The sequence below is a fragment of the Streptomyces sp. CB01635 genome (genome assembly GCF_002803065.1).
In the GTDB taxonomy this organism is placed as follows: Bacteria; Actinomycetota; Actinomycetes; order Streptomycetales; family Streptomycetaceae; genus Streptomyces.
This window is the reverse complement of sequence record NZ_NNBL01000025.1, coordinates 42,966-68,324: the sequence shown is the minus strand read 5'-3', so window position 1 is coordinate 68,324 and position 25,359 is coordinate 42,966. Positions and strand designations below refer to the sequence as shown.

The 25,359-nt window shown below is 71.2% G+C and carries 26 protein-coding genes; 11 read left to right on the top strand and 15 right to left on the bottom strand.

Annotated elements, in window-relative coordinates:
• Window positions 1-29: 29 nt before the first annotated feature.
• From CG723_RS37115 to CG723_RS37105, 3 genes are all read right to left on the bottom strand, one after another.
• Window positions 30-728: an LPXTG cell wall anchor domain-containing protein gene (locus CG723_RS37115; RefSeq protein ID WP_100597936.1), complete on the bottom strand. Its 699-nt coding sequence runs from the start codon at window positions 726-728 to the stop codon at window positions 30-32.
• A 194-nt stretch (window positions 729-922) separates the two neighbouring features.
• Window positions 923-1,444 (bottom strand): ATP-binding protein, encoded by a 522-nt coding sequence (locus tag CG723_RS37110; RefSeq protein WP_100597981.1) that lies wholly within the window; start codon window positions 1,442-1,444, stop codon window positions 923-925.
• A 214-nt stretch (window positions 1,445-1,658) separates the two neighbouring features.
• Window positions 1,659-2,027, bottom strand: coding sequence for an STAS domain-containing protein (locus CG723_RS37105; protein WP_100597935.1), 369 nt, complete (start codon window positions 2,025-2,027; stop codon window positions 1,659-1,661).
• Between the two features lie 261 nt (window positions 2,028-2,288).
• Here CG723_RS37105 and CG723_RS37100 point away from each other — a divergent pair, with 261 nt between their 5' ends.
• Window positions 2,289-3,173, top strand: coding sequence for an RNA polymerase sigma factor SigF (locus CG723_RS37100; RefSeq protein WP_100597980.1), 885 nt, complete (start codon window positions 2,289-2,291; stop codon window positions 3,171-3,173).
• Window positions 3,174-3,260: 87 nt separating this feature from the next.
• Here CG723_RS37100 and hutI read toward each other — a convergent pair whose 3' ends face one another.
• The 4 genes from hutI to hutU all read right to left on the bottom strand — a co-directional run bounded on the left by hutI (window position 3,261) and on the right by hutU (window position 8,748).
• Window positions 3,261-4,430, bottom strand: coding sequence for an imidazolonepropionase (gene hutI, locus CG723_RS37095; RefSeq protein WP_100597934.1), 1,170 nt, complete (start codon window positions 4,428-4,430; stop codon window positions 3,261-3,263).
• 102 nt (window positions 4,431-4,532) lie between these two features.
• Entirely contained in the window at window positions 4,533-5,870 is a 1,338-nt protein-coding gene (locus CG723_RS37090) for a formimidoylglutamate deiminase (protein WP_100597933.1), read from the bottom strand.
• Window positions 5,861-7,063 (bottom strand): allantoate amidohydrolase, encoded by a 1,203-nt coding sequence (locus tag CG723_RS37085; RefSeq protein WP_100597979.1) that lies wholly within the window; start codon window positions 7,061-7,063, stop codon window positions 5,861-5,863. The genes CG723_RS37090 and CG723_RS37085 overlap by 10 nt, the downstream gene beginning before the upstream one ends.
• Before the next feature lie 20 nt (window positions 7,064-7,083).
• Window positions 7,084-8,748, bottom strand: a complete 1,665-nt coding sequence (gene hutU / locus CG723_RS37080) for a urocanate hydratase (protein ID WP_100597932.1) — start codon at window positions 8,746-8,748, stop codon at window positions 7,084-7,086.
• A gap of 388 nt (window positions 8,749-9,136) precedes the next feature.
• On the opposite strand from hutU, the gene CG723_RS37075 reads away from it, so the two are divergent.
• The 4 genes from CG723_RS37075 to CG723_RS37060 are packed head-to-tail and all read left to right on the top strand — an operon-like array spanning window position 9,137 to window position 11,266.
• Window positions 9,137-9,535, top strand: a complete 399-nt coding sequence (locus CG723_RS37075) for a hypothetical protein (RefSeq protein ID WP_100597931.1) — start codon at window positions 9,137-9,139, stop codon at window positions 9,533-9,535.
• Window positions 9,532-10,335 carry a transcriptional regulator gene (locus CG723_RS37070; RefSeq protein ID WP_199842042.1) on the top strand — a complete coding sequence of 268 codons (804 nt, stop codon included), beginning with the start codon at window positions 9,532-9,534 and terminating at the stop codon, window positions 10,333-10,335. Before CG723_RS37075 ends, CG723_RS37070 begins: the two co-directional genes overlap by 4 nt.
• 38 nt (window positions 10,336-10,373) lie before the next feature.
• On the top strand, window positions 10,374-10,850 hold the full coding sequence (locus CG723_RS37065; RefSeq protein WP_100597930.1) for a roadblock/LC7 domain-containing protein: 477 nt from the start codon (window positions 10,374-10,376) through the stop codon (window positions 10,848-10,850).
• 41 nt (window positions 10,851-10,891) lie between these two features.
• A complete protein-coding gene (locus CG723_RS37060) occupies window positions 10,892-11,266 on the top strand; it encodes a hypothetical protein (protein ID WP_100597929.1) in 375 nt (124 codons plus the stop codon).
• Window positions 11,267-11,341: 75 nt separating this feature from the next.
• Here the strand turns inward: CG723_RS37060 and CG723_RS37055 are convergent, their stop codons facing one another.
• The 6 genes from CG723_RS37055 to CG723_RS37030 all read right to left on the bottom strand — a co-directional run bounded on the left by CG723_RS37055 (window position 11,342) and on the right by CG723_RS37030 (window position 16,634).
• Window positions 11,342-11,764, bottom strand: a complete 423-nt coding sequence (locus tag CG723_RS37055) for a hypothetical protein (protein ID WP_100597928.1) — start codon at window positions 11,762-11,764, stop codon at window positions 11,342-11,344.
• A gap of 72 nt (window positions 11,765-11,836) precedes the next feature.
• The gene (locus CG723_RS37050; protein ID WP_100597927.1) at window positions 11,837-13,237 is read right to left on the bottom strand and encodes a purine-cytosine permease family protein; all 1,401 of its coding nucleotides are present in this window, start codon (window positions 13,235-13,237) and stop codon (window positions 11,837-11,839) included.
• Window positions 13,238-13,251: 14 nt separating this feature from the next.
• The gene (locus CG723_RS37045; RefSeq protein ID WP_100597926.1) at window positions 13,252-14,187 is read right to left on the bottom strand and encodes an ABC transporter substrate-binding protein; all 936 of its coding nucleotides are present in this window, start codon (window positions 14,185-14,187) and stop codon (window positions 13,252-13,254) included.
• A gap of 11 nt (window positions 14,188-14,198) precedes the next feature.
• A complete protein-coding gene (locus CG723_RS37040; RefSeq protein WP_100597925.1) occupies window positions 14,199-14,870 on the bottom strand; it encodes an ABC transporter permease in 672 nt (223 codons plus the stop codon).
• Window position 14,871: 1 nt separating this feature from the next.
• Entirely contained in the window at window positions 14,872-15,519 is a 648-nt protein-coding gene (locus CG723_RS37035; protein WP_100597924.1) for an ABC transporter permease, read from the bottom strand.
• Window positions 15,516-16,634, bottom strand: a complete 1,119-nt coding sequence (locus CG723_RS37030) for an ABC transporter ATP-binding protein (RefSeq protein ID WP_234374711.1) — start codon at window positions 16,632-16,634, stop codon at window positions 15,516-15,518. Before CG723_RS37030 ends, CG723_RS37035 begins: the two co-directional genes overlap by 4 nt.
• 154 nt (window positions 16,635-16,788) lie before the next feature.
• Here CG723_RS37030 and CG723_RS37025 point away from each other — a divergent pair, with 154 nt between their 5' ends.
• Together CG723_RS37025 and CG723_RS37020 are read left to right on the top strand one after the other, a co-directional pair.
• On the top strand, window positions 16,789-18,372 hold the full coding sequence (locus CG723_RS37025; RefSeq protein WP_100597923.1) for an aromatic amino acid ammonia-lyase: 1,584 nt from the start codon (window positions 16,789-16,791) through the stop codon (window positions 18,370-18,372).
• Window positions 18,369-19,202, top strand: a complete 834-nt coding sequence (locus CG723_RS37020; RefSeq protein WP_100597922.1) for a MurR/RpiR family transcriptional regulator — start codon at window positions 18,369-18,371, stop codon at window positions 19,200-19,202. The genes CG723_RS37025 and CG723_RS37020 overlap by 4 nt, the downstream gene beginning before the upstream one ends.
• 310 nt (window positions 19,203-19,512) lie before the next feature.
• Here the strand turns inward: CG723_RS37020 and CG723_RS37015 are convergent, their stop codons facing one another.
• Complete coding sequence (locus tag CG723_RS37015) at window positions 19,513-20,910, bottom strand: cystathionine beta-synthase (protein WP_100597921.1); 1,398 nt, start codon at window positions 20,908-20,910, stop codon at window positions 19,513-19,515.
• Window positions 20,911-21,081: 171 nt separating this feature from the next.
• Between CG723_RS37015 and CG723_RS37010 the strand changes: the two genes are divergently transcribed.
• The 3 genes from CG723_RS37010 to CG723_RS37000 all read left to right on the top strand — a co-directional run bounded on the left by CG723_RS37010 (window position 21,082) and on the right by CG723_RS37000 (window position 24,579).
• Window positions 21,082-22,113, top strand: coding sequence for an SGNH/GDSL hydrolase family protein (locus CG723_RS37010; protein WP_199842041.1), 1,032 nt, complete (start codon window positions 21,082-21,084; stop codon window positions 22,111-22,113).
• A 173-nt stretch (window positions 22,114-22,286) separates the two neighbouring features.
• Window positions 22,287-23,507 (top strand): acetyl-CoA C-acetyltransferase, encoded by a 1,221-nt coding sequence (locus CG723_RS37005; RefSeq protein WP_100597919.1) that lies wholly within the window; start codon window positions 22,287-22,289, stop codon window positions 23,505-23,507.
• A gap of 253 nt (window positions 23,508-23,760) precedes the next feature.
• The gene (locus CG723_RS37000) at window positions 23,761-24,579 is read left to right on the top strand and encodes a hypothetical protein (RefSeq protein ID WP_100597977.1); all 819 of its coding nucleotides are present in this window, start codon (window positions 23,761-23,763) and stop codon (window positions 24,577-24,579) included.
• A gap of 52 nt (window positions 24,580-24,631) precedes the next feature.
• On the opposite strand, the gene CG723_RS36995 is transcribed toward CG723_RS37000, so the two are convergent.
• Entirely contained in the window at window positions 24,632-24,943 is a 312-nt protein-coding gene (locus CG723_RS36995; protein WP_100597918.1) for a hypothetical protein, read from the bottom strand.
• 102 nt (window positions 24,944-25,045) lie between these two features.
• On the opposite strand from CG723_RS36995, the gene CG723_RS36990 reads away from it, so the two are divergent.
• Window positions 25,046-25,276, top strand: a complete 231-nt coding sequence (locus CG723_RS36990; RefSeq protein ID WP_199842040.1) for a DUF4287 domain-containing protein — start codon at window positions 25,046-25,048, stop codon at window positions 25,274-25,276.
• The last annotated feature ends 83 nt before the right edge of the window (window positions 25,277-25,359 follow it).

Here is a 25,359-nt window from a genome sequence, read left to right as displayed (position 1 = left end):
CGGGTGTCGGACGGGCACGGCCGCCGAGGTCAGCGCGCCGCCTGGTTGCGCCGCGTCAGCCACAGCACGCCCGCCGCGCCCGCGAGCAGCACCGTGCCGCCGAGGGTGCCGAGCGCGATCGCGGAGTCCTCGGGGCCGGTCTGCGGCAGTTCGCCGCCGGACGGGGTGCTCTGCGAGCCGCCCGAAGTGCCGCCGCCCCCGGACGACTTGACGTCCAGGGTCAGTGACGGCTTCGGGCTGTTCGCGGGTGTGCACGTGGTCGTGGTGCCGAGCGCCTTGATGGTGAGGACGCCCGCCGTGAAGGTGACCTTGCCGCTCTTGGCCGGCGTGTAGGTGCCCGACAAGTCGCTGATCTTGATGGGGGTGTTGGCGGGGACCGCCTCCGCGTTCGGCGGCCCGGACACCGGCAGGGAACCGCTCTCCGCGCCGCCCAGCTTGATGACGGCGCTGGGCTTCATCGCGCCCTTGCCGAGCTCGACCGGGCTGGACGAGACGCCCTTCTGGAAGGACATGGTGATCTTGTAGCCGCTGCCGCTCTTCACGCCTTTGATGTCGATCGGGGAGACCGCTCCCTTGTTCCCGATCGGCGTCTTGCACTGGTAGTTGACGTCCTGCACATCGGCGTGGGCTGCGGGTGCGGCCAGCAGCACCGTGGAAGCCGCGCCACAGCCCAGGGCCGCGGCGAGCGCGAGCCCTGCCGTTCGCTTCTGGTACGTCCGGTACGACACCTCGAGTTCCCCTCATGCCGGGAGTTCCTGAGTTGCACGCGCCAAGTTACTGACGGCACATCAGATTGGGCGCTCAAGGTACGCCGGGGACCTTGTCGAGGGAAGACATAAGTGCGCGCCGGATCCGATGGGATCCGGCGCGCGCGAAGAGACGTACGAACCCGGGGTAACCCCAAGCCCCCCAAGGGCTCCGGTCAGGCGGGCGCCCCGACTTCGGCCCAGACGGTCTTACCGGGGACGCCTGCGGCCCTGACGACGCCCCAGTCCATGCACAGGCGCTGCACGATGAACATCCCGTGCCCACCGGGGCGTCCGGCGCGGTGCGGGGTCCGGGGCGCGGGCTGCCCGGCTCCCCGGTCGGAGACCTCGATGCGCAGCACCTTGCTGTCGCAGGAGATGCGCAGCTCGTCGGGGCCCTCGGCGTGCAGGCAGGCGTTGGTGACCAGCTCGGAGACGACGAGCAGGACGTCCTCGGCGGCGGCCCGCCGGTCGGCGGTGCCTGCCGGCATCCAGCCCCATGCGTGCAGCGCCTCACGGGTGAAGTCGCGGGCCAGGGGGACGATGCCGGCCGCCCCGACCAGGTTCAGCCTGCGGCTCTGGTGCCTGGCTGCCCGCCCGACGTCGGCGGGGGGCAGACCTGGCGTGCCACCGGTATCACCGGCGGCTTCCGGCTCCGGGCCGCGGTCGCCCGGCGAGTAAGGCCGGGTGGTGCCCATCAGCACTTCACCTCACCGAGACTCTTGACGTGTGATGTGTGGAAATGATCCGCCGTGGCGGCGCGGTCCGGCGTGGGACCCAGCATGTCTCCTGCCCGGCCGATCCGCGAGAACACCCACTTCTTCGGCATGGTCGGTGTGACGCTGGTAACGCCTCGATCACGTAGAGACAACTGACGCGTAACTTCCGTGCTTCACCTGCGTACGCGTCCCGTCATTCGCCGAGAGCCGCGTCCAGCGACTCATGGACGGTGAAGACGGCCTCCGCGCCGGTGATCTCGAAGACCCGGGCCACCACGGGCAGCATCCCGGCCAGATGGACTCCGCCGCCGGCGGCTTCCGCCTTGAGGCGGGCGCCGAGCAGCACATTGAGCCCGGTCGAATCACAGAACTCCAGCCGTGAGCAGTCGATCACCAGCCGTGAGAATCCGGCTGTGAGACAGCTCTCCAGGGGTTCTCGCAATAGATCTGCGGTGTGGTGATCCAGCTCACCCACCGGAGTCACGACGGCGCTGGCGCCCTCTTCCCGCACCTCGACCAGAAGCCGGCCCCGATGCGCGCTGCCGACTGTCCCGCGGTCCATGACGTCTCTCTCTTCCGAGTCTGCTCGACCGTCGTGGCTGTTCATTGACGCCCTCGAACACTACGCCTTTGCTACGCCCTCCGGTACCCGAACAACCCCTAGGAATCGGACATTTACTGACAGAACGCACTTGCGGGCGGAGCGTAAAAGCGGGTAGGCCTAGTAAGGACAGTTTCAACCACGGCCGGCTACGGAGGCGCCGCACACCGCAGTGCACGTATTGGCATCGGCAGCCATATGCCGAGAACGATGGAGGACATCATGTCACCCCGGCTCGACGAATCGCGTACTGACCAGGCGTCGACGTCGACACCCCCACCGGAACACGAGGCCTTCGACAACCTGGCCGGCTTGCCGGAGATCCCGCCTTTCGACGAGGTGGCTCCCCGGGACGCACGGGCCCTGTCAAAAACGCTCTTCGGGCGGCTGGAGTCCCTCGAAGAGGGCACCCACGAGTATTCGTATGTCCGTAACACGCTGGTTGAACTCAATCTCGCCCTGGTGAAGTTCGCGGCGTCCCGGTTTCGCTCCCGCAGCGAGCCGATGGAGGACATCATCCAGGTCGGCACGATCGGCCTGATCAAGGCGATCGACCGCTTCGAGCTGAGCCGTGGCGTCGAGTTCCCCACGTTCGCGATGCCGACCATCGTCGGCGAGATCAAGCGCTTCTTCCGCGACACGTCCTGGTCGGTCCGCGTTCCGCGGCGGCTCCAGGAGCTTCGTCTCGACCTTGCCAAGGCGGGCGACGAACTCGCCCAGCAGTTCGACCGCGCACCGACGGTGGGCGAGCTCGCCGAGCGCCTGGGCATCACGAACGACGAGGTCGTCGAGGGCATGGCCGCCTCCAACGCCTACACGGCCAGCTCCCTGGACGCACAGCCCGAGGAGGACGACTCCGAGGGCGCGCTCGCGGACCGCATCGGGTACGAGGACCATGAGCTCGAGGGCATCGAGTACGTCGAGTCCCTGAAGCCCCTGATCGCCGAACTCCCTTCCCGGGACCGGAAGATCCTCTCCCTGCGCTTCGTCGCCAACATGACGCAGTCGGAGATCGGTGACGAGCTGGGCATCTCCCAGATGCACGTGTCGCGGCTGCTCTCGCGCACGCTGGTACGCCTGCGCAAGGGCCTCACGCTGGAGGAATAGCCGTCACGCCGGCCGACTGACCTCCGCCGCCTCCGCGCACTCGGCGCGGAGGCGGCGTGTGCGTGCGGAGGCGGCGTGTGTGCCCGGTCAGGCGGCGCGCACCCCGCGCCGCCAGACGGCCGACACCAGCGGCACGCCCGGCCGGTACGCCAGGTGCACATGGCTCGGCGCGTCGAGCAGAGCCAGGTCCGCGTACGCGCCCGGCGCCACGCGGCCGATGTCGTCGCGGCGCAGCGCCCGCGCGCCGCCCGCCGTCGCGGCCCAGATCGCCTCGTCCGGCGTCATCCCCATGTCCCGTACGGCCAGGGCGATGCAGAACGGCACCGAGGACGTGAAGGACGAGCCCGGGTTGCAGTCCGTGGACAGCGCCACGGTCGCTCCCGCGTCCAGGAGACGACGGGCGTCGGGCCACTCGGCGCGCGTCGAGAACTCGGCGCCGGGCAGCAGCGTGGCGACCGTCCCGCCGTTCGCGAGGGCGTCGACGTCCGCGTCCGTGAGGTGCGTGCAGTGGTCGGCGCTCGCCGCGTCGAGCTCGACGGCGAGCTGGACCCCGGGCCCGTAGCTGAGCTGGTTCGCATGGACGCGCGGGTGCAGGCCGCGGGCCTGGCCGGCCTTGAGGATCGCGCGGGCCTGGTCGCCGTCGAAGGCGCCCTTCTCGCAGAAGACGTCGACCCAGCGGGCGTGCGGGGCGCAGGCGTCCAGCATCTCGCCGGTGACGAGCGCGACGTAGGCGGCCGGGTCGTCCGCGTAGTCCGGCGACACGATGTGCGCGCCGAGGTAGGTGACCTCGTCGGTGTGCCGCGCCGCGATGCGCAGCGCCCTCGCCTCGTCCTCGACGGTCAGGCCGTAGCCCGACTTCGTCTCGAACGTCGTCGTGCCCTGGCGCAGCGCCTCGGCGAGGTAGTGGGTGAGGTTCGCCTCCAGCTCCGCGTCCGTGGCGGCGCGGGTGGCCGCGACCGTCGTACGGATGCCTCCGGCGGAGTAACTGCGGCCCGACATGCGGGCGTTGAACTCCTGGGTGCGGTCGCCCGCGAACACCAGGTGGGAGTGCGAGTCGACGAAGCCGGGGATGACGGCGCGGCCTTCGGCGTCGTGGGTGGCGTCGGCCGCCGGCGCCTGCGCCTGCGGCCCCACCCAGGCGATCCGGTCGTCCTCGATGACGACGGCCGCGTGCTCGACGAGACCGAGAGGGCTGTCGCCCTGGGCCGGGTCGTTGGTGACCAGGGAGCCGATGTTGGTGATGACGGTGGTGGTCATGGTTCCTCTCCGCGGGTGGGGAATCCTCGAACGCCGGAAGGGCTGTGGTGTCAGCCCGTCCGGCGTTCGAGGACATTCGGGAAGGGGCGGGCTGGGGGAGCTCTACGCCCGCAGCGCCCCGATCGCCGCCGTCAGCGCCCCCGCGACATCCCCGACCAGCTCGTGCTGCCCGTCACGGACCACCTGGCGGCCGCCCACGACCGTGTGCCGGACATCCGCGGCCGACGCCGCGAACACCGCTGTCTCCGCCCCGAGGCGCGGCAGCGGGCCCGCTGTGCGTACGGAGTCCAGGGCCACCGTCGTGAAGTCGGCGAGGGCCCCGCGTTCGATCCGTCCGGCGTCGGTCCAGCCGAGCGCCGCGTGCCCGTCGGCCGTGGCGGCGCGCAGCAGGGCCGCCGCCGTCCAGTGGCCCCGGGTGCGCGTGCGCAGCCGCTCGTTCAGCTCCATCGCCCGCGCCTCTTCGAAGAGGTCGATGACGGCGTGGCTGTCCGAGCCCAGGGAGAGCGGTGAGCCCTCCTTCTGGAGGGCGACGGCGGGGCCGATGCCGTCGGCCAGGTCGCGTTCCGTGGTGGGGCACATGCACGTGCCCGTGCCGGAACCGCCGAGCAGGGCGATGTCCTCGTCGGTGAGGTGCGTGTTGTGGACACCCGTGGTGTCCGGGCCGAGCACGCCGTGGTCCGCGAGGAGCCGGGTCGGCGTGCAGTCGTGCGCGGCCAGGCACGCCTCGTTCTCCGCGGTCTGCTCGGAGAGGTGGACGTGCAGGGGCGCGCCGCGCGTCCTCGCCCACTCGGCGACCGTGCCGAGCTGGTCCGCGGGGACGGCCCGCACGGAGTGGATCGCCGCGCCGATGCGTGCGTGGTCGCGGTCCTTGAGGAGCGTGGCCCGCTCGGCCCACGCCTCGGTGGTGCCGTCGGAGAAGCGCCGCTGGTGCCGGTCGGGCTCCTTGCCGAAGCCCGACGAAACGTACGCCGTGTCGAGGAGCGTGATGCGGATGCCGGCGTCGACGGCGGCCGCGATCAGGGCCTCCCCCATCGCGTTGGGGTCGTCGTACGGGGTGCCGCCCGGCGCGTGGTGCAGATAGTGGAACTCGCCGACGGCGGTGATCCCGGCGAGCGCCATCTCCGCGTACACCGCCCTGGCGAGCGCGTGGTACGTGTCCGGGGTCAGCCGGTCGGCGACCGAGTACATGACCTCGCGCCACGTCCAGAACGTGCCCGAGCCCACCTGGACGGTGGAGCGCAGGGCGCGGTGGAAGGCGTGGCTGTGGGCGTTGGCCAGGCCGGGGACCGTCAGGCCGCGCAGCACGGTCGCGCCGGGGGGCGGGGTGTCGACGCCGGTGCGCACGTCCGCGATGCGGCCGTCCTGCGACACCTCGACGACCACGCCCGGCTCGACCTCCGGGTCGAGCCAGGCATGTTCCAGCCAGTACGTCACCTGCACGCCAAGCCCTCCAGTACGTCGGCGAGTGCGTTCACCCCGGCGAGGCAGTCGTCCTCCGCGGCGTGTTCGGCCGGGGAGTGCGAGACGCCCGTGGGGTTGCGCACGAACAGCATGGCGGTCGGCACGGAGTCCGCGAGGATTCCGGCGTCGTGTCCCGCGCCGGTGCCGAGGACCGGGACGGTGAGCTTGTCGTCGGTGCCGAGGATGCGGCCGAGTTCGTCGCGCAGCGCGTGGTCGAACTCGACGACCGGCGTGAACGACTCGCGCACGGTCTCCAGGTCGATGCCGTGCGCGTCGGCGTACTCGCGGGCCGCCTTCTCGACGGCCGTGACGACCGTGTCGAGGGTCTGCTGGTCGGCGGCGCGGGAGTCGAGCCAGCCGCGGACCAGGGACGGGATGGCGTTGACGCCGTTCGGCTCGACGGAGATCTTGCCGAACGTGGCGACGGCGCCCGCGAGTTCCGCCTCGCGGCGGGCCGCCAGGACGGTCTGCGCGTACGACAGCATCGGGTCGCGGCGGTCCACGAGACGGGTCGTGCCCGCGTGGTTGGCCTCGCCGCGGAAGTCGAAGCGCCAGCGGCCGTGCGGCCAGATCGCGCTCGCGACGCCCACGGCGTCGCCGGACAGGTCCAGGGCGCGGCCCTGCTCCACGTGCAGCTCGACGAAGGCGCCGATGCGCGCGAGCCGCTCGGGGTCGGGGCCGATCGCCTCCGGGTCGTAGCCCGCCCGCTCCATGGCCTGCGGGAGGCTGACGCCGTCGCCGTCCCGCAGCTGCGCCGCCTGCTCGGGGGTGAGCCGGCCCGCGGTGAGGCGGGAGCCGACGCAGGCCAGGCCGAACCGGGCCCCCTCCTCGTCACCGAAGTTGGTGAGGGCGAGGGGGCGGGTGAACTCCGCTCCCCTGCGGCGGAGTTCGTCGAGGGCGGCGAAGGACGACACGACCCCGAGGGGCCCGTCGAACGCGCCGCCGTCCGGTACGGAGTCCAGGTGGGAACCGGTGACGACGGCGTCCCCGGCGGCCGGGTCACCGAGCCAGGCCCACTGGTTTCCGTTGCGGTCGAGCTCGTAGGTCAGGCCCCGGGACTCGGCCTGCGCCTTGAACCAGGCCCGGCAGTCGGTGTCGGCGGCGGTCCAGGCGTAGCGGCGGTAGCCGCCGCTCTCGTTGTTGCGGCCGATGGGCGCGAGGTCGCGCCACATCTCGCCGAAGGAAGAGCTCGTCACGCGTCGTCACCCTCGCGCATCGGCACCCGCACCCCGCGCTCGGCCGCGACCTCGGCCGCGTGCTCGTAGCCCGCGTCGACGTGGCGGATGACGCCCATCGCCGGGTCGTTGGTGAGGACGCGCTCGATCTTCTGCGCGGCCAGCTCGGTGCCGTCGGCGACGCAGACCTGGCCGGCGTGGATGGAGCGGCCCATGCCGACGCCGCCGCCGTGGTGGATGGAGACCCAGGAGGCACCGGAGGCCGTGTTGACCAGGGCGTTGAGCAGCGGCCAGTCGGCGATGGCGTCGGAGCCGTCCTTCATGGCCTCGGTTTCGCGGTACGGGGAGGCGACCGAGCCGGAGTCGAGGTGGTCGCGGCCGATGGCGACCGGGGCGGAGAGCTCGCCGGAGGCGACCATCTCGTTGAACTTCAGACCGGCCAGGTGACGCTCGCCGTAGCCGAGCCAGCAGATGCGCGCGGGCAGGCCTTCGAAGGCGATCCGCTCGGCGGCCATGTCGATCCAGCGGTGCAGGTGCTTGTTCTCCGGGAACAGCTCCTTGATCGCCTTGTCGGTCTTGGCGATGTCCTCCGGGTCGCCGGACAGGGCGGCCCAGCGGAACGGGCCGAGGCCCTCCTCGAACAGCGGGCGGATGTGCGCCGGGACGAAGCCGGGGAAGTCGAAGGCGCGCTCGCAGCCCGCCTTGCGGGCCTCGTCGCGGATGGAGTTGCCGTAGTCGAAGACCTCGGCGCCGCGGTCGAGGAAGCCGATCATGGCCTCGACGTGGAGGCGCATCGAGTGGCGCGCCTTGTCGGTGAAGCCGGCCGGGTCGGCCTCGCGCTCCTTGTCCCAGTCCTCGACCGAGATGCCGACGGGCAGGTAGGCCAGCGGGTCGTGGGCGGAGGTCTGGTCGGTGACGATGTCGATCGGGGCCTCGCGGCGCAGCAGCTCCGGGAAGATCTCGGCGGCGTTGCCCACCACGCCGATGGACAGGCCGCGGCGCTCGTCACGGGCCTGGACCGCGAGCTCTAGGGCGTGGTCCAGGTTGTCGGCCTTCACGTCCAGGTAGCGGGTGCCGATGCGGCGGTCGATGCGGGTCTCGTCGACGTCGACGCAGATGGCGACACCCTCGTTCATGGTGACCGCGAGGGGCTGGGCGCCGCCCATGCCGCCGACGCCGGCGGTGAGGGTGATGGTCCCGGCGAGGGTGCCGTTGAACTTCTTGCGGGCGACGGCGCCGAAGGTCTCGTAGGTACCCTGGACGATGCCCTGCGAGCCGATGTAGATCCACGAACCGGCCGTCATCTGGCCGTACATGGTCAGGCCCTCGGCCTCCAGCTTGCGGAACTCCTCCCAGTTGGCCCAGTCGCCCACCAGGTTGGAGTTGGCGAGCAGCACGCGCGGCGCCCACTCGTGCGTGCGCATCACGCCGACCGGCTTGCCGGACTGCACGAGGAGGGTCTCGTCCGCCTTCAGCGTCTTGAGCGTGCGCACGATCGCGTCGAACGCCTCCCAGGACCGGGCCGCCTTGCCGGTGCCCCCGTAGACGACCAGCTTGTCGGGGTGCTCGGCAACCTCCGCGTCGAGGTTGTTCATGAGCATCCGCAGGGCGCCCTCCTGCTGCCATCCCAGGGTGTTCAGTTCCGTACCGCGCGGGGCTCGTACGGGGCGGGGTCCTGACATGGCTGCCTCCTAGAAACTGTTGCCGTGATTATTCACATCCTGGCGTTCTGAATAGAGCTAGTCAATACATCTCCGCGGCCGGTTGCCGCGCCGCCGCGCCGGACAGGGGTGATCGCCTGGTCACAGAGATCGTCAGGGAGTCGGGCGGCGATGCGCCGGAGGCACTGCCGGGGCCTTGAGGGGGCGCTACGGAGGCGCTGCGGGGGCCATGCGGAGGGGCTTCCTCCGGGCAGGGCGGCACCCCGACTCCCGCGGATATCAAGCCGGTTGGCGGATTTTAGTAGATCCACGCATGTTCCACTGGAAAATGCCAGAACCCTCACCTGGCCTCCGTACGTTGCGTAGCGTCGTGCACACGGCCGAACGTCACGTACGGGAGGAGTCCGGTGTGCCCGGAATCGACGAGTGCCTGCTGGAAGCCATGCGGCTGCCCGGTGCGCGGGGTGCCTCCGTGGTCGACTGGACCAGCGGGCTCGCCCTCGGCACCGTCGGGGACTCACCGAACGGGGACCACGAGGCGACCGCCGCGGAAGCCGCCGAGCTGGCCCGGATGACGGCCGAGCACCGCGCCTTCGCGCCCGCCGGCGGCGCCGACTGGTCCGCCGGCGAGCCGCCGGTCGAGGACGTCATCGTCACCAGCCGGGACGGCTATCACGTGCTGCGCTTCGTGCGGACCACGTTCGACAGCAGCGTCTTCCTCCATCTGTGGCTCGACCGGGAACAGGGCAACCTGGCGCTGTCCCGCATCCGGCTCGGCGAGATGGCGGACCGGCTGGTGCTCGGGTGACCGCGACGGCAGCGGCCAGGGCCGAGGGGCGCACCGCGGCACCGGCCGGGGTCTCCCCCATGCTGCGCCGCCTCGCCGAGGAGCGGGCCACCGGCGCCCTGCTGCGCGACCGCGGCACGCTCTACCTCGCCGACGGACAGGTCGTGCACGCCGAGAGCCCCGCGACGCCCGGCATCGACGTCCTGCTCACCACCGGCGGCACCCTGCACCCCGACGGCTGGTGGGAGGCCGTCGACGCGGCCGGGACACGGCAGCGGGTCGGCCGGTACCTCGTGGAGAGCGGCCGGCTCACCGACGGCGCGCTCGAACTGTGCCACCTGGGCGCCCTCTACGACGCCGCGTTCTTCGCCCTCGCGCCCAGCGGCGCCCCGGCCCGCTTCCGCTACGGCGCCGCCCACTGGTTCGGCACCGTCCACCCCGTCTCCGTCGCGTCGGTGGAGGCCGAGACGCTGCGCCGGCGCGAGCTGCTGCACGGCATCCGGCCCGACGCCGCGACCGACACGGCACCCCTCGAACGGGACGGCGGCGGCCACAGCCCCGCGGTGCCGCCGCGCCAGCGCGCGGTACTCGCCCTGGTGGACGGGGCGCGCACCGCGGCCGACATCTCCCACGTCCTCGGCAGGCCCGCCTTCCACACCCTGGTGGATCTGCGCAGGCTCGCCGCCGCCGGCCTCGTACGGGCTGCGGCGCCGCGTCCGCTGCCGCCCGCCCCGGCCGTGCCCGCCTGGGCGGGCGCGGCGTCGGCCGACGCCGATGTCGCCCTGTTACGCCGCCTCAGAGACGCGCTGGAGGCCCTGTGAGACGCGCGCTCCGCCAGCGTGCCGAGAGGAGACAGCTGATGACGGCCGAGGCCGAAGTCCTCGAAGAACTGCACCGGTTGAGGGCTCGCATGCCCCGCCTCACGGGTGCGCTCGCGGCGGGTGTCGACGGGCTCGTCCTCGCCCAGGACACCCCGGGCGTGGAGGCCGAGTCCCTCGCCGCGCTCACCGCCGCCTCACTCGGTGTGGCCCTGCGCATGGCCGACGCGACGGGGCGCGGCAACCTCCGCGAACTCCTCGTGCGCGGCACGCACGGCTATGTGGCCACCTACGCGGCCGGCCCGTCGGCGGTCCTGACGCTGCTCGCGGACGACCAGGTCAGCGTCGGCCGCCTGCATCTGGAGGGCCGCCGCTCCGGGGCGCGTATCGGCGAACTCGTGGCGGACGTCCTGACACCCGTCGAACCTCGGCCGGCGCCCGACCGGCGCCAGGCACGGCCGTCGCCCCGGCAACAGCGGCTGCCGACACGCCCCGTACCGCCCCCGTCCGCTTCCTGAACGACTCCACCGCACACGTGCATCCCTCGAAAGGACCGACCATGGCCAACACCGAAGCCGCCCTCAAGGACGCCGTCACCTCGATCGAAGGCGCCACCGCCGCCGCGCTCGTCGACTACACGAGCGGCATGGCGCTCGGCACCATCGGCGGCAGCAAGGACTTCGACCTCGAAGTGGCCGCCGCGGGCAACACCGACGTCGTACGGGCGAAGCTCCGCACCATGGAGCACCTCGGCCTCAAGGACGAGATCGAGGACATCCTGATCACGCTCGGCACCCAGTACCACCTGATCCGCCTCCTGTCGGGGCGATCCGGCAACGGCCTCTTCCTGTACCTGGTCCTCGACTCGAGCCGCGCGAACCTGGCGATGGCACGCCACCAGCTGAAGAAGATCGAGGCGGAGCTGGACGTCTGAGCCTCCAGGCCCTCCCGCCCGCTCAGGGACGGCGCCGCGCCCCGCCGGGTGCGGCGTCCCCCGCGCGTGCGGGGCTCAGTCCTCCCAGTCCGAGGAGTCGCGCTCCTTGCGCGACCCGAACCTCGGCATCCCCCGCACCGCGTGCAGCGCGTTCACGCCGACGATGCCCGTCCAGGCGATCAGCAGGCCGGGGAGATCGGCGTTGACGACGGCGATCGCGGACAGCGGGATGGCGAGGACCAGGGAGACGACGCCGAAGCCGAAGCGCTCGCCCCAGCTGTCGCTGTCGCCGCGCGGGGAGCGCGCGCCGCGGGCGACGACCATCTGCTGCTCCGCCAGCTGCCGCCGCACGCGGCGGTCCACGGCACCGTCGAGGCGCTGCTCGACCTTGTCCAGGAACGAGTCGACGAGCGCGGACTCGTACTCTTCGCCGAGTTCCCTGCGCGCATGCAGGGTGGCGTCGAGTTCCTTCTTGAGTTCGGCGTCACGGGCTTCCATACCGGCCTACGGTACGGAGTGAATCCCGCCGTGGCAGTGGGGCTAGCCCCCCTCTTGTCCCTGGGCCGGGCCCTACTCCGCCACCACCGGCTCACGCAGCGTCCGCTCGGGGATGTGCGCCGTGTTGCGCCGGGCCACGGCCCAGTACAGGACGGCCGGCACCACGAGGCCCACGATCCAGGAGACGTCGGCGCCGCCGAGCGGCTCGACGAGGGGGCCCGTGTAGAAGTGCGTGGCGAGGAACGGGAGCTGCGCGAGGAGCCCGACCGCGTACACGGTGAGCGCGTCCCAGCGCCAGGCCCCGTAGCGCCCGTGCGGGTCGGAGAGGGCCGGGATGTCGTACCGCTCCTTGGAGATCAGGTAGTAGTCGACCAGGTTGATCGCCGACCAGGGCGTGAAGAACGTCAGCAGGAACAGCAGGAAGTCCTTGAAGGACGACAGGAAGCTGTCCTTGCCGACCAGCGCGACCGCCGTGCCCGCGATCATGATCAGCGCGATGTACGCGGCCCTGGCGCCCTGCGAGAGGACCTTCTGGCCGCGGAAACCGCTGACGCTCGTCACCATCGACATGAAGCCGCCGTACGTGTTGAGCACGTTGATGGTGAGCTTGCCGAGCGCGATCACGAAGTACAGGAACGAGGCGATGACCCCGGCGCCGCCGAGGCCGACCACGTAGCTGACCTGGTTGTCGAGGAACTTCGCGCCCGCCGTCGCCGCGACGAGGACGCCGAACGTCATCGACCACTGCGAGCCGATCGCCGACCCCGACAGCGTCCACCAGAACGTGGACTTCGCCGACGTCGTGCGGGGCAGATAGCGCGAGTAGTCCGCGACGTACGGGCCGAAGGCGAGCTGCCAGGACGCGGAGAGCGAGATGGCGAGCAGGAACATCGGGGCGTCGAAGTGCGCGTCGTGCAGCAGCGCGGACAGGTCGACCCGGTCCAGGAGCCGGATGCCGAGGTAGACGAAGGCGACGGCGCACACGATGCTGGCGACCCGGCCGAGCGCGTGGATGACGCGGTAGCCGACGGTCGCCATGGCCCCGGTGACCAGGGCGAACACGACGATGCCCGTGGTGTCGCCGGTGTGCGTCAGCTCGCCGACGGCCTGTCCGGCGAGCACGCTGCCGCTCGCGAAGAACCCGACGTACATCAGGATCACCAGGAGCAGCGGGACGACCGCGCCGCGCACGCCGAACTGGGCGCGTGACTGGATCATCTGCGGCAGACCGAGCCTGGGGCCCTGCGCCGAGTGCAGCGCCATGACGGCGCCGCCCAGCAGGTTGCCGACGACGAGACCGACGAGCGACCAGACCACGTCCCCGCCGAAGACGACGGCGAGTGCGCCCGTCACGACGGCGGTGATCTGGAGGTTCGCGCCGAGCCAGAGCGTGAACTGCGAGAACGCCGTGCCGTGACGTTCCTCGTCGGGGACTACGTCGATGGAGCGCCGCTCCACGAGTGCTTCGGCCATGATCCGACTCTCCTTCAGCCCTTGCTGATCCCGTGCTGACGCGCGTACGCGTCGGCGACGTCCTCGGGATCCTTCTTGTCCTTGTCCACCTGCCGGTTGAGCTCGGTGAGCTGCTCCGTCGTCAGTACGTTGCCCAGGCGCGCGAGCGCCTTGCGGACCGTCGAGTCGGCCTTGCGGTCGGCGACGAGCGGGACGACGTGCTGGCCGGGGACGAGGTTCTTGGGGTCGGTGAGGACGACCCAGTGGTTGTCGACGATGTCCGTGTCGGTGGTGAAGAGGTTCGCCACGTCGACGTCGCCCTTCTTCAGGGCGCCCTTGACCAGCGGCCCCGACGAGTCGAGGGACTTGAACTCCTTGAACTCGACGCCGTACACGTCCTTCAGGCCGACCGCGCCCACCTGGCGCTTCTTCACCTCGGGGGCGGCGCCGATGACGAGCTTGCCGTTGTGCTCGGCCAGGTCGGCGAGCGAGGTCAGCTTGTACTTCTTCGCCGTCTCGGCGGTGACGACGAACGCGTCGGAGTCCTCCGCCAGGCCGTAGGGCAGGATCTGCAGGCCCTTGGGCAGGGCGACGGCGAGGGCGTTCTGCATCTCGCCCTCCTCGGTGGCCGTCGACTTCGGGTCGAGGTAGTGCAGGAGGGCGCCCTGGTACTCGGGGAGCAGGTCGATGTCGCCGCCCTCGAGGGCGGGGATGAGGATCTCGCGGGTGCCGAGGTTGGGGCGGACCTTCGTCTTCACACCGGCCGCTTCGAGCGCGGCCGCGTACAGGTAGCCGAGCACCTGGTTCTCGGTGAAGTTGGCGGTGCCGATGGTGACGCCGTTCTTGCTGGAGCCGCCGCCCCCGCCGCCCGAGCCCTGGCCGTCGAGAGAGGTGATGCCGCCGCTGCACGCGGCGAGCGCGGGGACGGAGGCTGCGGCGAACAGTCCGCCGATGACAGTCCTGCGGTTCATCTTGCGTGCTCCTAGGCCGACTTGGCGGGGCGGTGGCGGAAGAGGGCGCGCTGCAGTGCGGAGAGCGCGAGGTCGAGTACGACGGCGACGACCGCCACGAGGACGGCACCGCCGAGCACCTGCACGAGGTCGCGCTGGGCGAGCCCGTCGAAGACGTAGCGGCCGAGGCCGCCGAAGGAGACGTACGCGGCGATGGTCGCCGTCGCGACGACCTGGATCAGGGCGAGCCGCAGGCCGGTCATGATCAGCGGCATCGCGAGCGGCAGCTCCACCTGGAACAGGACCTGGTGGCCGCGCATGCCCTGGCCGCGCGCCGCGTCCCTGACCTCCGGGTCCACGGCGGACATGCCCGCGTACGTGTTGGTGACGATCGACGGGACCGCGAGGGCCACGAGCGCGATGTAGACCGGCCACATGGACAGGCCGCTCGCCAGGAAGACGAGGACGACCAGGCCGACGGTCGGCAGCGCGCGGCCGAAGCTGGACAGGTTGATCGCGAGGAACGCGCCGCGCCCGGTGTGGCCGATGAGCAGGCCGAGCGGCAGCGCGATGACGGCCGCGATGAGCGTGGCGAGCAGCGAGTACTGGAGGTGCTCGGCGAGGCGGTGCCCGATGCCGTCGGGGCCCGCCCACTGGTCGCCGTCGACCAGCCACGCGCCGAGGTTCTTGAAGAGCTCGTACATCTCAGGCACTCCTCCGGCGGCGGGTCCAGGGGGTCAGCACGTACTGCACGGCGACGAGGACCGCGTCCGCGGCGAGCGCCAGGAGCAGGGTCAGCACGACGCCGGCGATGACCGGGGTCGGGAAGTTGCGCTGGAACCCGTCGGTGAACAGCTGGCCGAGCCCGCCGTCGCCGATGTACGTCGCCACGGAGACCAGGGAGATCGCCATGACGGTCGCGATCCGCACCCCGGCCATGATCACCGGCAGGGCGAGGGGCAGTTCGACGGTGAGCAGGGTGCGCAGCGGGCGCGTCCCCATGGCCTTCGCGGCCTCCTTGGTCTTCGCCGGCACCGAGTCGAGGCCCTCGACGGTGTTCCGCAGGAGCACCACGAGCGTGTAGATCGTCAGGCCGATGACCGTGGTGGTGCGGGTGAGGCCGGAGACCGGGAGCAGCAGGACGAACACCGCGATCGACGGGATCGTGAACAGGACGTTCGAGAACCCGAGCAGGAAGCCGCGCAGCGGCTTGACGCGATGGGCGACGACGGCCAGCGGCAGCGAGATGACCAGGCCGAGCAGGACGGCGGAGAGCGCTGCCTGGAGGTGCGAGAGCGTGAGCGTGGCGAGGTCGGAGGTGTGCTCCGATACCCAGGACCAGTCGATGGTCATGAGGCCACGTCCGAGTCCTTCTGGACGTCCGTGTCGTCCTTGTGGACGCCGGTGTCGTCGGCGGCCTCGGGCGCGTCCACGCGGGTGCCGGCGGCTATGTGGGCGAGGCCCGCGCGGTCGTGGATCTCGTCGCGGGACGTTACGCCGGTCAGGACGCCGGCCGCGTCGACCCTGGCCACGAGGCCGCCGGGCGCCGCGAGCGACTCGTTCAGCGCCGACAGGAGCGAGTCCGTGTCCCGCAGCGGGCGCACCGGCACCTCGGCGGAGGTGCCCTCGTCGCGCCACAGCAGCGGCTTGCGGGCCGCGTCGAGGACCAGTTCCCAGCCGGTGCCCTCCGGGGCCGGCCCTTGGCCGACGTCCGCGAGCGTGGTCAGGGACAGCAGCTTCAGGCCGCGCTCGGCGCCCAGGAAGTCGGCGACGAAGTCGTCCGCGGGGCGGGCCAGCAGCTCGGCGGGCGGCGCGCACTGGACGAGGTGACCGCCCGTGCGGAAGACGGCTATCCGGTCGCCGAGCCGTACGGCCTCGTCGATGTCGTGCGTGACGAAGACGATGGTCTTGTTCAACTCCTGCTGGAGGCGCAGGAGTTCGTCCTGGAGCTGAGTACGTACGACGGGGTCGACCGCGCCGAACGGTTCGTCCATGAGCAGCACCGGCGGGTCGGCGGCGAGCGCGCGGGCCACGCCGACGCGCTGCTGCTGGCCGCCGGAGAGCTGGTGCGGGTAGCGCTTGCCGGCCTCGGCGGTGAGGCCGACGGTCTCCAGGAGCTCGGCCGCCCGCGCCCGCGCCTTGCGCCGGCCCCAGCCGAGCAGGAGCGGCACCGTCGCGATGTTGTCGAGGACGGTGCGGTGCGGGAAGAGGCCGGACTGCTGGATGACGTACCCGATGGAGCGGCGCAGCTCGGCCGCGTCCTGCTCAAGGACGTCACGGCCGCCGACGCGGATGGTGCCGGAGGTCGGGTCGACCATCCGGTTGATCATCCGCAGACTGGTCGTCTTGCCGCAACCGGAAGACCCGACGAAGACGGTCACGCCCCCTTCCGGCATGTCGAGCGTCAGGTCGTGCACTGCCGTCGTGCCGTTCGGGAAGCGTTTGTGGACCGTATCGAACTGGATCATGTGGAGTCCCCTTGCCCGGGCTGCATATCGTCATGCAGAGTTCTCTGTATCTGAATAAGTTGTCAATGCCTCGGCGCACATCACCAGGTAAATCGCTGGTTAACGCGGCCGAGGAACGAGACAAGACGTCCGTTTGAGGAGGGTTTGGCGCACCATGTCGTCTCACATCGCGGACACCGCGGGTAAGCCCCGAATGACGGCCACCCCGGGCCTCACGCCCGTCGTCGTGCTCGACGGACACGGTCTCCCCGTGCCCGACGTCGTACGCCTGGCCGACTCCGCCGCCCGGCCCGTGCCCGGCACCGATGCCATGAAGCGCGTCGAGGAGTCCTGGAACGCCGCCCGCGAGATCGCCGCCTGGGGCCGCGTCTACGGCCGCTCCACCGGCGTCGGCGCGAACCGGAACGAGGACGTGCCCACCGAGGCCGCCGCCGACCACGGCCTGCGCCTGCTCCGCAGCCACGCCGGCGCCATCGGCGACGAGCTGCCCGCACGGCAGGTCCGCGCCATGCTAGCCGTCCGCGCCAACCAGCTCCTCGCCGGCGGCGCGGGACTGCGCCCCACCGTCGTCACCGCGCTCTGCGAAGCCCTGGAGACCGGCGCCTACCCCGTCGTCAACGAGTTCGGCTCCGTCGGCACCGGCGACATCGCCGCCCTCGCCCAGATGGGCCTCGCCCTCGCCGGCGAACACCCCTGGCGCGGCGACGGCGCCCCCGACGCCCAGCCCCTCGACAACAACGACGCCCTCGCCCTCATCAGCAGCAACGCCCTCACCCTCGGCCAGTCGGCCCTCGCACTCCACGAACTGCGCGACCTGATCTCCGCCACCCAGCTCGTCGCCGCACTCTCCCTGCTGGCCGTCGACGGCTCCTACGAGGCGTACGCCCTACCCGTCCACGAGGCCCGCCACCACCGCGGCTCGTACGCCGTCGCCGCCCGCATGCGCGCGATCCTCGGGGCCCCCGAACGCCCGACCCCGCCGCTGGGCCGCATCCAGGACCCGTACGGCTTCCGCTGCGTCCCCCAGATCCACGGCCCCGCCCAGGACGCCGCCGACGCCCTCGAAGACGTACTCACCGTCGAGATCAACGCCGCCGCCGAGAACCCCCTCATCTCCCCCCAGGACATGGCCGCCTACCACCACGGCGGCTTCTACATGGCCCAACTCGCCCTGGCACTCGACCACTTCAGGCTCGCCATCGCCCAGGTCGCCCGGCTCTCCACCTCACGCCTGTCCACCCTCAACGAACCGGCCTACACCCGTCTGCGCCCCTTCCTCGCCGACGGCGAACCCGCCTCCTCGGGCGTGATGATCCTCGAATACGCGGCCGGAGCGGCCCTCGGCGACCTGCGCGCCTTCGCCGCCCCCGCGTCACTCGGCCACGCGGTCCTCTCCCGCGGCGTCGAGGAACAGGCCAGCTTCGCATCCCTCGCCGCCCGCCAGACCCTGCGCATCTGTGATGCCTACCGCCTCGTCGTCGGCTGCGAACTCGTCGCCGCCGTACGGGCGTTGCGCCAGCGCGACATGCACCCCGACCCCGAACTCCCGGTCGGCCGCGCCTTCGCCCTCGCGGATACGGTCCTCGACCAGGACGCAACCGACCGCCCCCTGACGGAAGATGTCACCCGGGCCGCGGCGGGACTCCTGGACAGCTTCACCCGCATCGCCGACGGAACAGACGGACCGGCCACAGCCACCGCAACAGCCGGATCAGACCGCCCTGGGGGGACGGAATGAACGACAGCCCTGCCGCACGACTCCAACAGCTCTTCGAGGTCCACCGCCTGACACCCACTCAGCGCCGCATCGCCCACTGCATGGTGCGCCGCGCCGCCGACGTCCCGTTCCTCTCCTCCGTGGAACTCGCCGAACTCGCGGGAGTCAGCCAGCCCTCCGTCACCCGCTTCGCCGTGGCACTCGGCTTCGACGGCTACCCCGCCCTGCGCAAACACCTGCGCGAGGTCGCCCCCGCCGAACCCGCCACCCCCGCCTCGGCCAACGAGTACCAGCAGGCCGTCGAGGCCGAGATCGAGAACCTGCGCCACCTCGCCCAGCTCCTCGCCGACCCCGCCCCGATCGAACGCGCGGGCCGCCTCCTCGCCGCCTCCCGCCCGCTCCTCGTCCTCGGCCTGCGCGCCGCGGCCTCCCAGGCCTACGGGTTCTCGTACTTCGCGGCGAAGGTCCACCCCGACGTACGGCTCCTCGACGAGGGCGGCACGATGCTCGCCGACCGCGTCGACGCCGCGGTCCGCGCCGGAGCCACCGCGCTCCTCTGCTTCGCGCTCCCCCGCCACCCCAAGGAAGTCGTCGACGCGCTCGCCTACGCCAAGTCGGCCGGCCTCACCGTGATCACCGTCGCCGACTCGGCCTTCGCCCCCGTCGCCAAGCACTCGGACCTGCTCCTGCCCGCCGCGGTCGGCGAGGGCCTCGCCTTCGACACGGCGTGCTCACCGATGCTGCTCGGCCGCGTACTCCTGGAAGCGATGTGCGACAACCTGCCCGAGGCGCAGGCCCGCCTGGAGGAATTCGACGTGCGCGCCGCGGAACGGAGCCTGTTCGTCGAATAGAAGAGCGCTCAGAAGGCTCAGAAGGCTCAGAAGAGTGTTGCGCGGGGACCGCCGCACCCCCGTGAACGGGGGGCGGGACGACGGCGGTCCCCGCGAAGGACACGGAACCGGGTCAGGACCGGGTCACCGCGTCCGCAGGCGTCCGTGGAGGTCCGGGAGCCGCTCCGGAGGTCCTTGACGCCGCTACGGTGCCGGCCTGGGCGGGGAGCCGCTCCCACCCCTGCCGACACCCACCAATGTGCCGGACCCGTGTTAAGCGGGTGCTGCGCGCACGTGTCGCGCTCGTACCGATTGCACGAACCCGCTCCCGTTACTTCCCGCCGCTCGCGCTCTTCGCGAGGAAGGACAACAGGTCCTGGCGGCTGACCACACCCTTGGGCTTGCCCTCCACCAGGACGATCGCGGCGTCCGCGGAGCCGAGCACCGACATCAGGTCCTCCACCGGCTCGCCCGAGCCGACCTGTGGCAGCGGGGCCGACATGTGCTTCTCCAGCGGGTCGCCGAGCGAGGCGCGCTGCGTGAACAGGGCGTCGAGCAGCTCCCGTTCGACGACGGACCCGATGACCTCGGCCGCCATCACGTCCGGGTGGCCGGCGCCCGGCTTCACGATGGGCATCTGCGAGACGCCGTACTCGCGCAGCACCTCGATCGCCTCGCCGACGGTCTCCTCCGGGTGCATGTGGACGAGTGACGGCAGCGCGCCGCCCTCCTTGTCCTGGAGCACGTCGCCCACGCGCGCGCTCGTGCCCGTGTCGGCGAGGAAGCCGTAGTCGGCCATCCACTCATCATTGAAGATCTTGCTGAGGTAGCCGCGGCCGCTGTCCGGGAGGAGGACCACCACCACGTCCTGGGGGCCGAGGCGCTCCGCCACGCGGAGCGCCGCTACGACTGCCATGCCGCAGGAGCCGCCCACGAGGAGGCCCTCCTCCTTGGCGAGCCGGCGGGTCATCTGGAAGGAGTCCTTGTCGGAGACCGCGACGATCTCGTCCGCGACCGTGCGGTCGTACGCCGTCGGCCAGAAGTCCTCGCCCACGCCCTCCACGAGGTACGGGCGGCCGGAGCCGCCGGAGTACACCGAGCCCTCCGGGTCGGCGCCGATGACCTGTACGCGGCCCTCGCTCGCGTCCTTCAGATAGCGGCCGGTGCCGGAGATCGTGCCGCCCGTGCCGACGCCCGCCACGAAGTGCGTGATCTCGCCCTCCGTCTGCTCCCACAGCTCGGGGCCGGTGGAGTGATAGTGCGAGAGGGGGTTGTTGGGGTTGCTGTACTGGTCCGGCTTCCAGGCCCCGGGCGTCTCACGCACGAGCCGGTCGGAGACGTTGTAGTACGAGTCCGGGTGTTCCGGGTCCACGGCCGTCGGGCAGACGACGACCTCCGCGCCGTACGCCCGCAGCACGTTGATCTTGTCCGTGGAGACCTTGTCGGGGCACACGAAGATGCACTTGTACCCCTTCTGCTGGGCCACGATGGCCAGGCCGACGCCCGTGTTGCCGCTGGTCGGCTCCACGATCGTGCCGCCGGGCTTGAGCGCGCCGCTCTCCTCCGCCGCCTCGATCATTCGCACGGCGATGCGGTCCTTCACCGAACCGCCGGGGTTGAAGTACTCGACCTTGGCCAGGACGGTTGCCTGAATGCCTTCGGTCACGCTGTTGAGCCTCACGAGCGGGGTGTTGCCGACGAGGCTGATCATCGAGTCGTGGAATTGCACCGTTGTCTCCGGGCTGCGATGGATCTGTGAGGGATCCGCGATGTGATGTGCGGTCAGCGTAAGCCGAGTGCCGCCCCTTCATCGCCTGTTGCGATTGGCCGACCGTACTTACGGGGCAATGACTGGATGTACGGCTGAAAAGGACTACGCAGAGGCAGGTGGCTGCGACGTATGTCGAGGGCGAGGGTGGCACGGCGGATCGCCGCGGGCGCGGCGTACGGCGGCGGTGGTATCGGTCTGGTCGGCGCGGCCGCGGTCGGTCTGGTGATCGCGGAGGTCCAACTGGCGAAGCGGCAGGTGGGCAACCACAACAGGGGAGGCGTGCAGGTCCCGTCCGCGAACGGTCTCTACGGGAGGGTGTTCGCCGAGCGTCCGGCCGCGGAGGTGGCGGAGACGGAGCCGCTGCGGTTCGCGATGCTGGGTGACTCGACGGCGGCGGGGCAGGGCGTGCACCGGGCCCGGCAGACCCCGGGCGCGCTGCTCGCCTCGGGGCTCGCGGCGGTGGCCGAGCGGCCGGTGGAGCTGCGCAACGTGGCGCTGCCGGGCGCCAGGTCCGACGATCTGGACCGTCAGGTCGCGGTGATCCTCTCGGATCCGGACTGGGTGCCCGACGTGTGCGTCGTGATGATCGGCGCGAACGACGTGACGCACCGGATGCCGGCGACCCGCTCGGTGCGCCATCTGTCGGCGGCGGTGCGCAGGCTGCGTACGGCGGGTGCGGAGGTGGTCGTGGGGACGTGCCCGGATCTGGGCACGATCGAGCCCGTGAACCAGCCGCTGCGGTATCTGGCCCGGCGGGCCTCGCGGCAGCTGGCGGCGGCGCAGACGATCGGCACGGTGGAGCAGGGCGGGCGCACGGTGTCGCTGGGCGACCTGCTCGGCCCGGAGTTCCTGGCGAACCCACGGGAGCTGTTCGGTCCCGACAACTTCCACCCGTCGGCGGAGGGGTATGCGACGGCGGCGATGGCGGTGCTGCCGACGCTGTGCGCGTCGCTGGGGCTGTGGCCGGAGGAGGAGCGTCCGGACGTGTCGCGGCGCGAGGGTTTCCTGCCGGTGGCCAGGGCGGCGGCCCAGGCGGCCGGAGAGGGCGGCACGGAGGTGACGCCGGCGATGCCGACGGGTCCGAGGGGGCCGTGGGCTTTGCTGAAGCGTCGTAGGCGCCGGCGTCTGACGACGCAGGACCCGACACCGCTGAACATCTAGGGCCCTGTGGCACCCCCGAGCCAGGCTCCCCCTACCCTGGCGGAGCCCTGAGCAAGCGCTTAGAAAAATGCGGTGGGAGTCACACGCGCACACCGGTGACCCGGACAGTACGTGAAGGTAACTTCCCAGCTGGTAGGCGAATAGCTCGTACGCGTAGACCTCTTGGAGCCGTGATGCCCGAAGCCGTGATCGTCTCGACCGCCCGCTCTCCCATCGGCCGCGCCTTCAAGGGGTCCCTCAAGGACCTGCGCCCGGACGATCTGACCGCCACGATCATCCAGGCCGCGCTGGCCAAGGTCCCCGAGCTCGACCCGCGGGACATCGACGACCTGATGCTCGGCTGCGGTCTGCCCGGCGGCGAGCAGGGCAACAACCTGGGCCGCATCGTGGCCGTGCAGATGGGCATGGACCACCTGCCCGGATGTACGGTCACCCGCTACTGCTCGTCGTCGCTGCAGACCAGCCGCATGGCGCTGCACGCGATCAAGGCCGGCGAGGGGGACGTCTTCATCTCGGCCGGTGTCGAGATGGTGTCGCGCTTCGTGAAGGGCAACTCGGACTCGCTGCCGGACACGCACAACCCCCTGTTCGCCGAGGCAGAGGCCCGTACGGCCGCCGTCGCGGAGTCCGAGGGCGCCTCGTGGCACGACCCGCGCGAGGACGGCCTCGTCCCGGACGCGTACATCGCGATGGGCCAGACCGCCGAGAACCTGGCGCGGACGAAGGGCGTCACGCGCGCGGACATGGACGCCTTCGGCGTGCGTTCGCAGAACCTGGCCGAGCAGGCCATCAAGAACGGCTTCTGGGAGCGGGAGATCACCCCGGTCACCACCCCCGACGGCACGGTCGTCTCGCAGGACGACGGTCCGCGCGCGGGTGTCACGCTGGAGGGCGTCTCGGGCCTGAAGCCGGTGTTCCGCCCCGACGGCATGGTCACGGCCGCGAACTGCTGCCCGCTCAACGACGGCGCCGCGGCCCTTGTGATCATGTCCGACACGAAGGCCCGCGAGCTCGGCCTGACGCCGCTCGCCCGCATCGTCTCCACCGGCGTCTCGGGCCTGTCCCCCGAGATCATGGGCCTCGGCCCGGTAGAGGCGTCGAAGCAGGCGCTGAAGCGCGCCGGGCTCGGCATCGGCGACATCGACCTGGTCGAGATCAACGAGGCGTTCGCCGCACAGGTCATCCCCTCCGCGCGCGACCTCGGCATCGACGAGGACAAGCTGAACATCAACGGTGGCGCGATCGCCGTGGGCCACCCCTTCGGCATGACGGGCGCCCGCATCACCGGCACCCTGATCAACAGCCTCCAGTTCCACGACAAGCAGTTCGGTCTGGAGACCATGTGCGTCGGCGGCGGCCAGGGCATGGCGATGGTCGTCGAGCGCCTCAGCTGAGTCTGGTGGCCCGAGGGGCGGGGTTGCGCCTCTGCTGAATCGTGATCCAATCTCCCCCAGGATGTGACGTATCTCCTGGGGGAGATGGTTTTTGCAGGTCAGCAGGGCTCTCAGGGCATAACACCCCTAAACACCCGACCAAAAGAGCTGTCCATTTCGTGACGTAATGCACTGACAGCGGGATGGTCCAGGCTTCAAGCTGATGTAGGAAGTCGGGGGTCGACTTGAAACCGGGAGTACGTCAGTGAGCGCCATGCCTTTTGCTTTGCTCATCACCACGGCCGCCGCCACGGCCGTGGGCGCCGCTGCCCTGCACACCGTCCACGGACTGCGCAGGCAGATCACCGAACTGCGGGACGAGCTCGCCCATGACCGCGCCATCGGCGCCGGTCGTGGCGTGCCCGCCGCGCGCACCACGCCCGACACCGAGGAGATACGCGCGGCTGTCGCCGACGCCCTCGCCGAGGAGCGGGAGCGTGAGCTCGCCGAGGCGCGTGCCTTCTGGGCCGCGCAGGAGGCGCGGGACGCCTCCGACGCACCGTCCATGCTCGGTGGCGCGCTGGGGCTCGGTGACGATCTGTTCATGCCGCGCCAGGCCGATTTCGCGGGCCTCGAGCCGGGTCTCGCGGCGGGCCTGGAGCCCGTGGTGGAGCCGGCCGACGCGGGCGCGGACGAGTTCGCGGGGGAATCCGCGGAGCTCGCGGCCGCCCGTCGCCGTCACCCCTCGCACCCCGACTTCGTGCCGGTGCAGTCGCCCGTCTCGGGCGGGAGCAGCGACCACGAGCGGACGGTGGCGTGTCTGGAGGAGCTGGCCGACGCCCGCACCGCGCTCGCCGATGTGCGCCCGGGCCCGCTCGGCACGCTCGACGTGTACGTCTTCGTGGACGGCACGACGCTCTGCATGACCCCCGGCCACCGCGAGACCGCGGAGCAGCTGGCCGCGGCGCTGCGCGAGGGCGAGTCCCCCGTGCTGCTCGGCGGCTCGGGTGTCTCGGGCGCGTACGCGCTCACGTTCGCCTGCGGCCACGAGAACGTCTACATCCTGGCCGACCGGGTCATAGCGTCCGTCTGAGCGCCCCCGCTCTGCTTCCAACTCCACACATCGAAGAACGCGCCGGGTCGGCTCACACCCCGGCGCGTTTTTGTGCCTCCTCGACAAGCGTGAGCGCCTGGGTCAGCTGGGCGGTGTCCTCCAGGACGACGGACAGGTCACGTGCGGCGACGGTGATCTGGTCGGACCCGGCGAACATCCCGGCGTCCGGCATCTCCCGTACGGGTCCCTCCGGGTCCTCCAGGCGCTGCGCCCAGGCGGACAGTTCCCTGGCGAGGGCGAGCGCCTCGGCGGCGGCCCCCCGCTGGAGCCGGCTCTGCGGCGCGGCGCGCAGCCGGTCGGCGAATCGGTCCACTGCATCCGTCAACGGCGTCGTATCGAGCATGCCGCGACCCTATGCGCCTTCCCTCGACTGTTGCCAACAACCGAACGCTCAGGCACGGTGGCCTGAAGGACCGGCTACATCGCAATGCGTCCGGAGGCGCCGATGTCCCAAGTGTTCTCGCAGGAGACCCACCAGAATCTGCTGGCTCGCATCCCCCACTGCACCGGTCGTGAGATCTCCGACTGGCTGCGCACCGTCGAGGAAGGCCCGTGCTTCCTCCGCTTCGAAGACAAGGTCAGCTGGCTGCGCGGGGAGCACGACCTCGCGTACGGCCATGCCAAGGCGATCATCCACGAGTACGACCTGCGGCGGGCCGCCCGCCGCCTGGGCTGAGCGTTCCACCCCCGACCCGACCGTCCCCACGACAACCGCACCCATGACCGCACCCATGAAAGGGCCCGCACACCGTAGGTGCG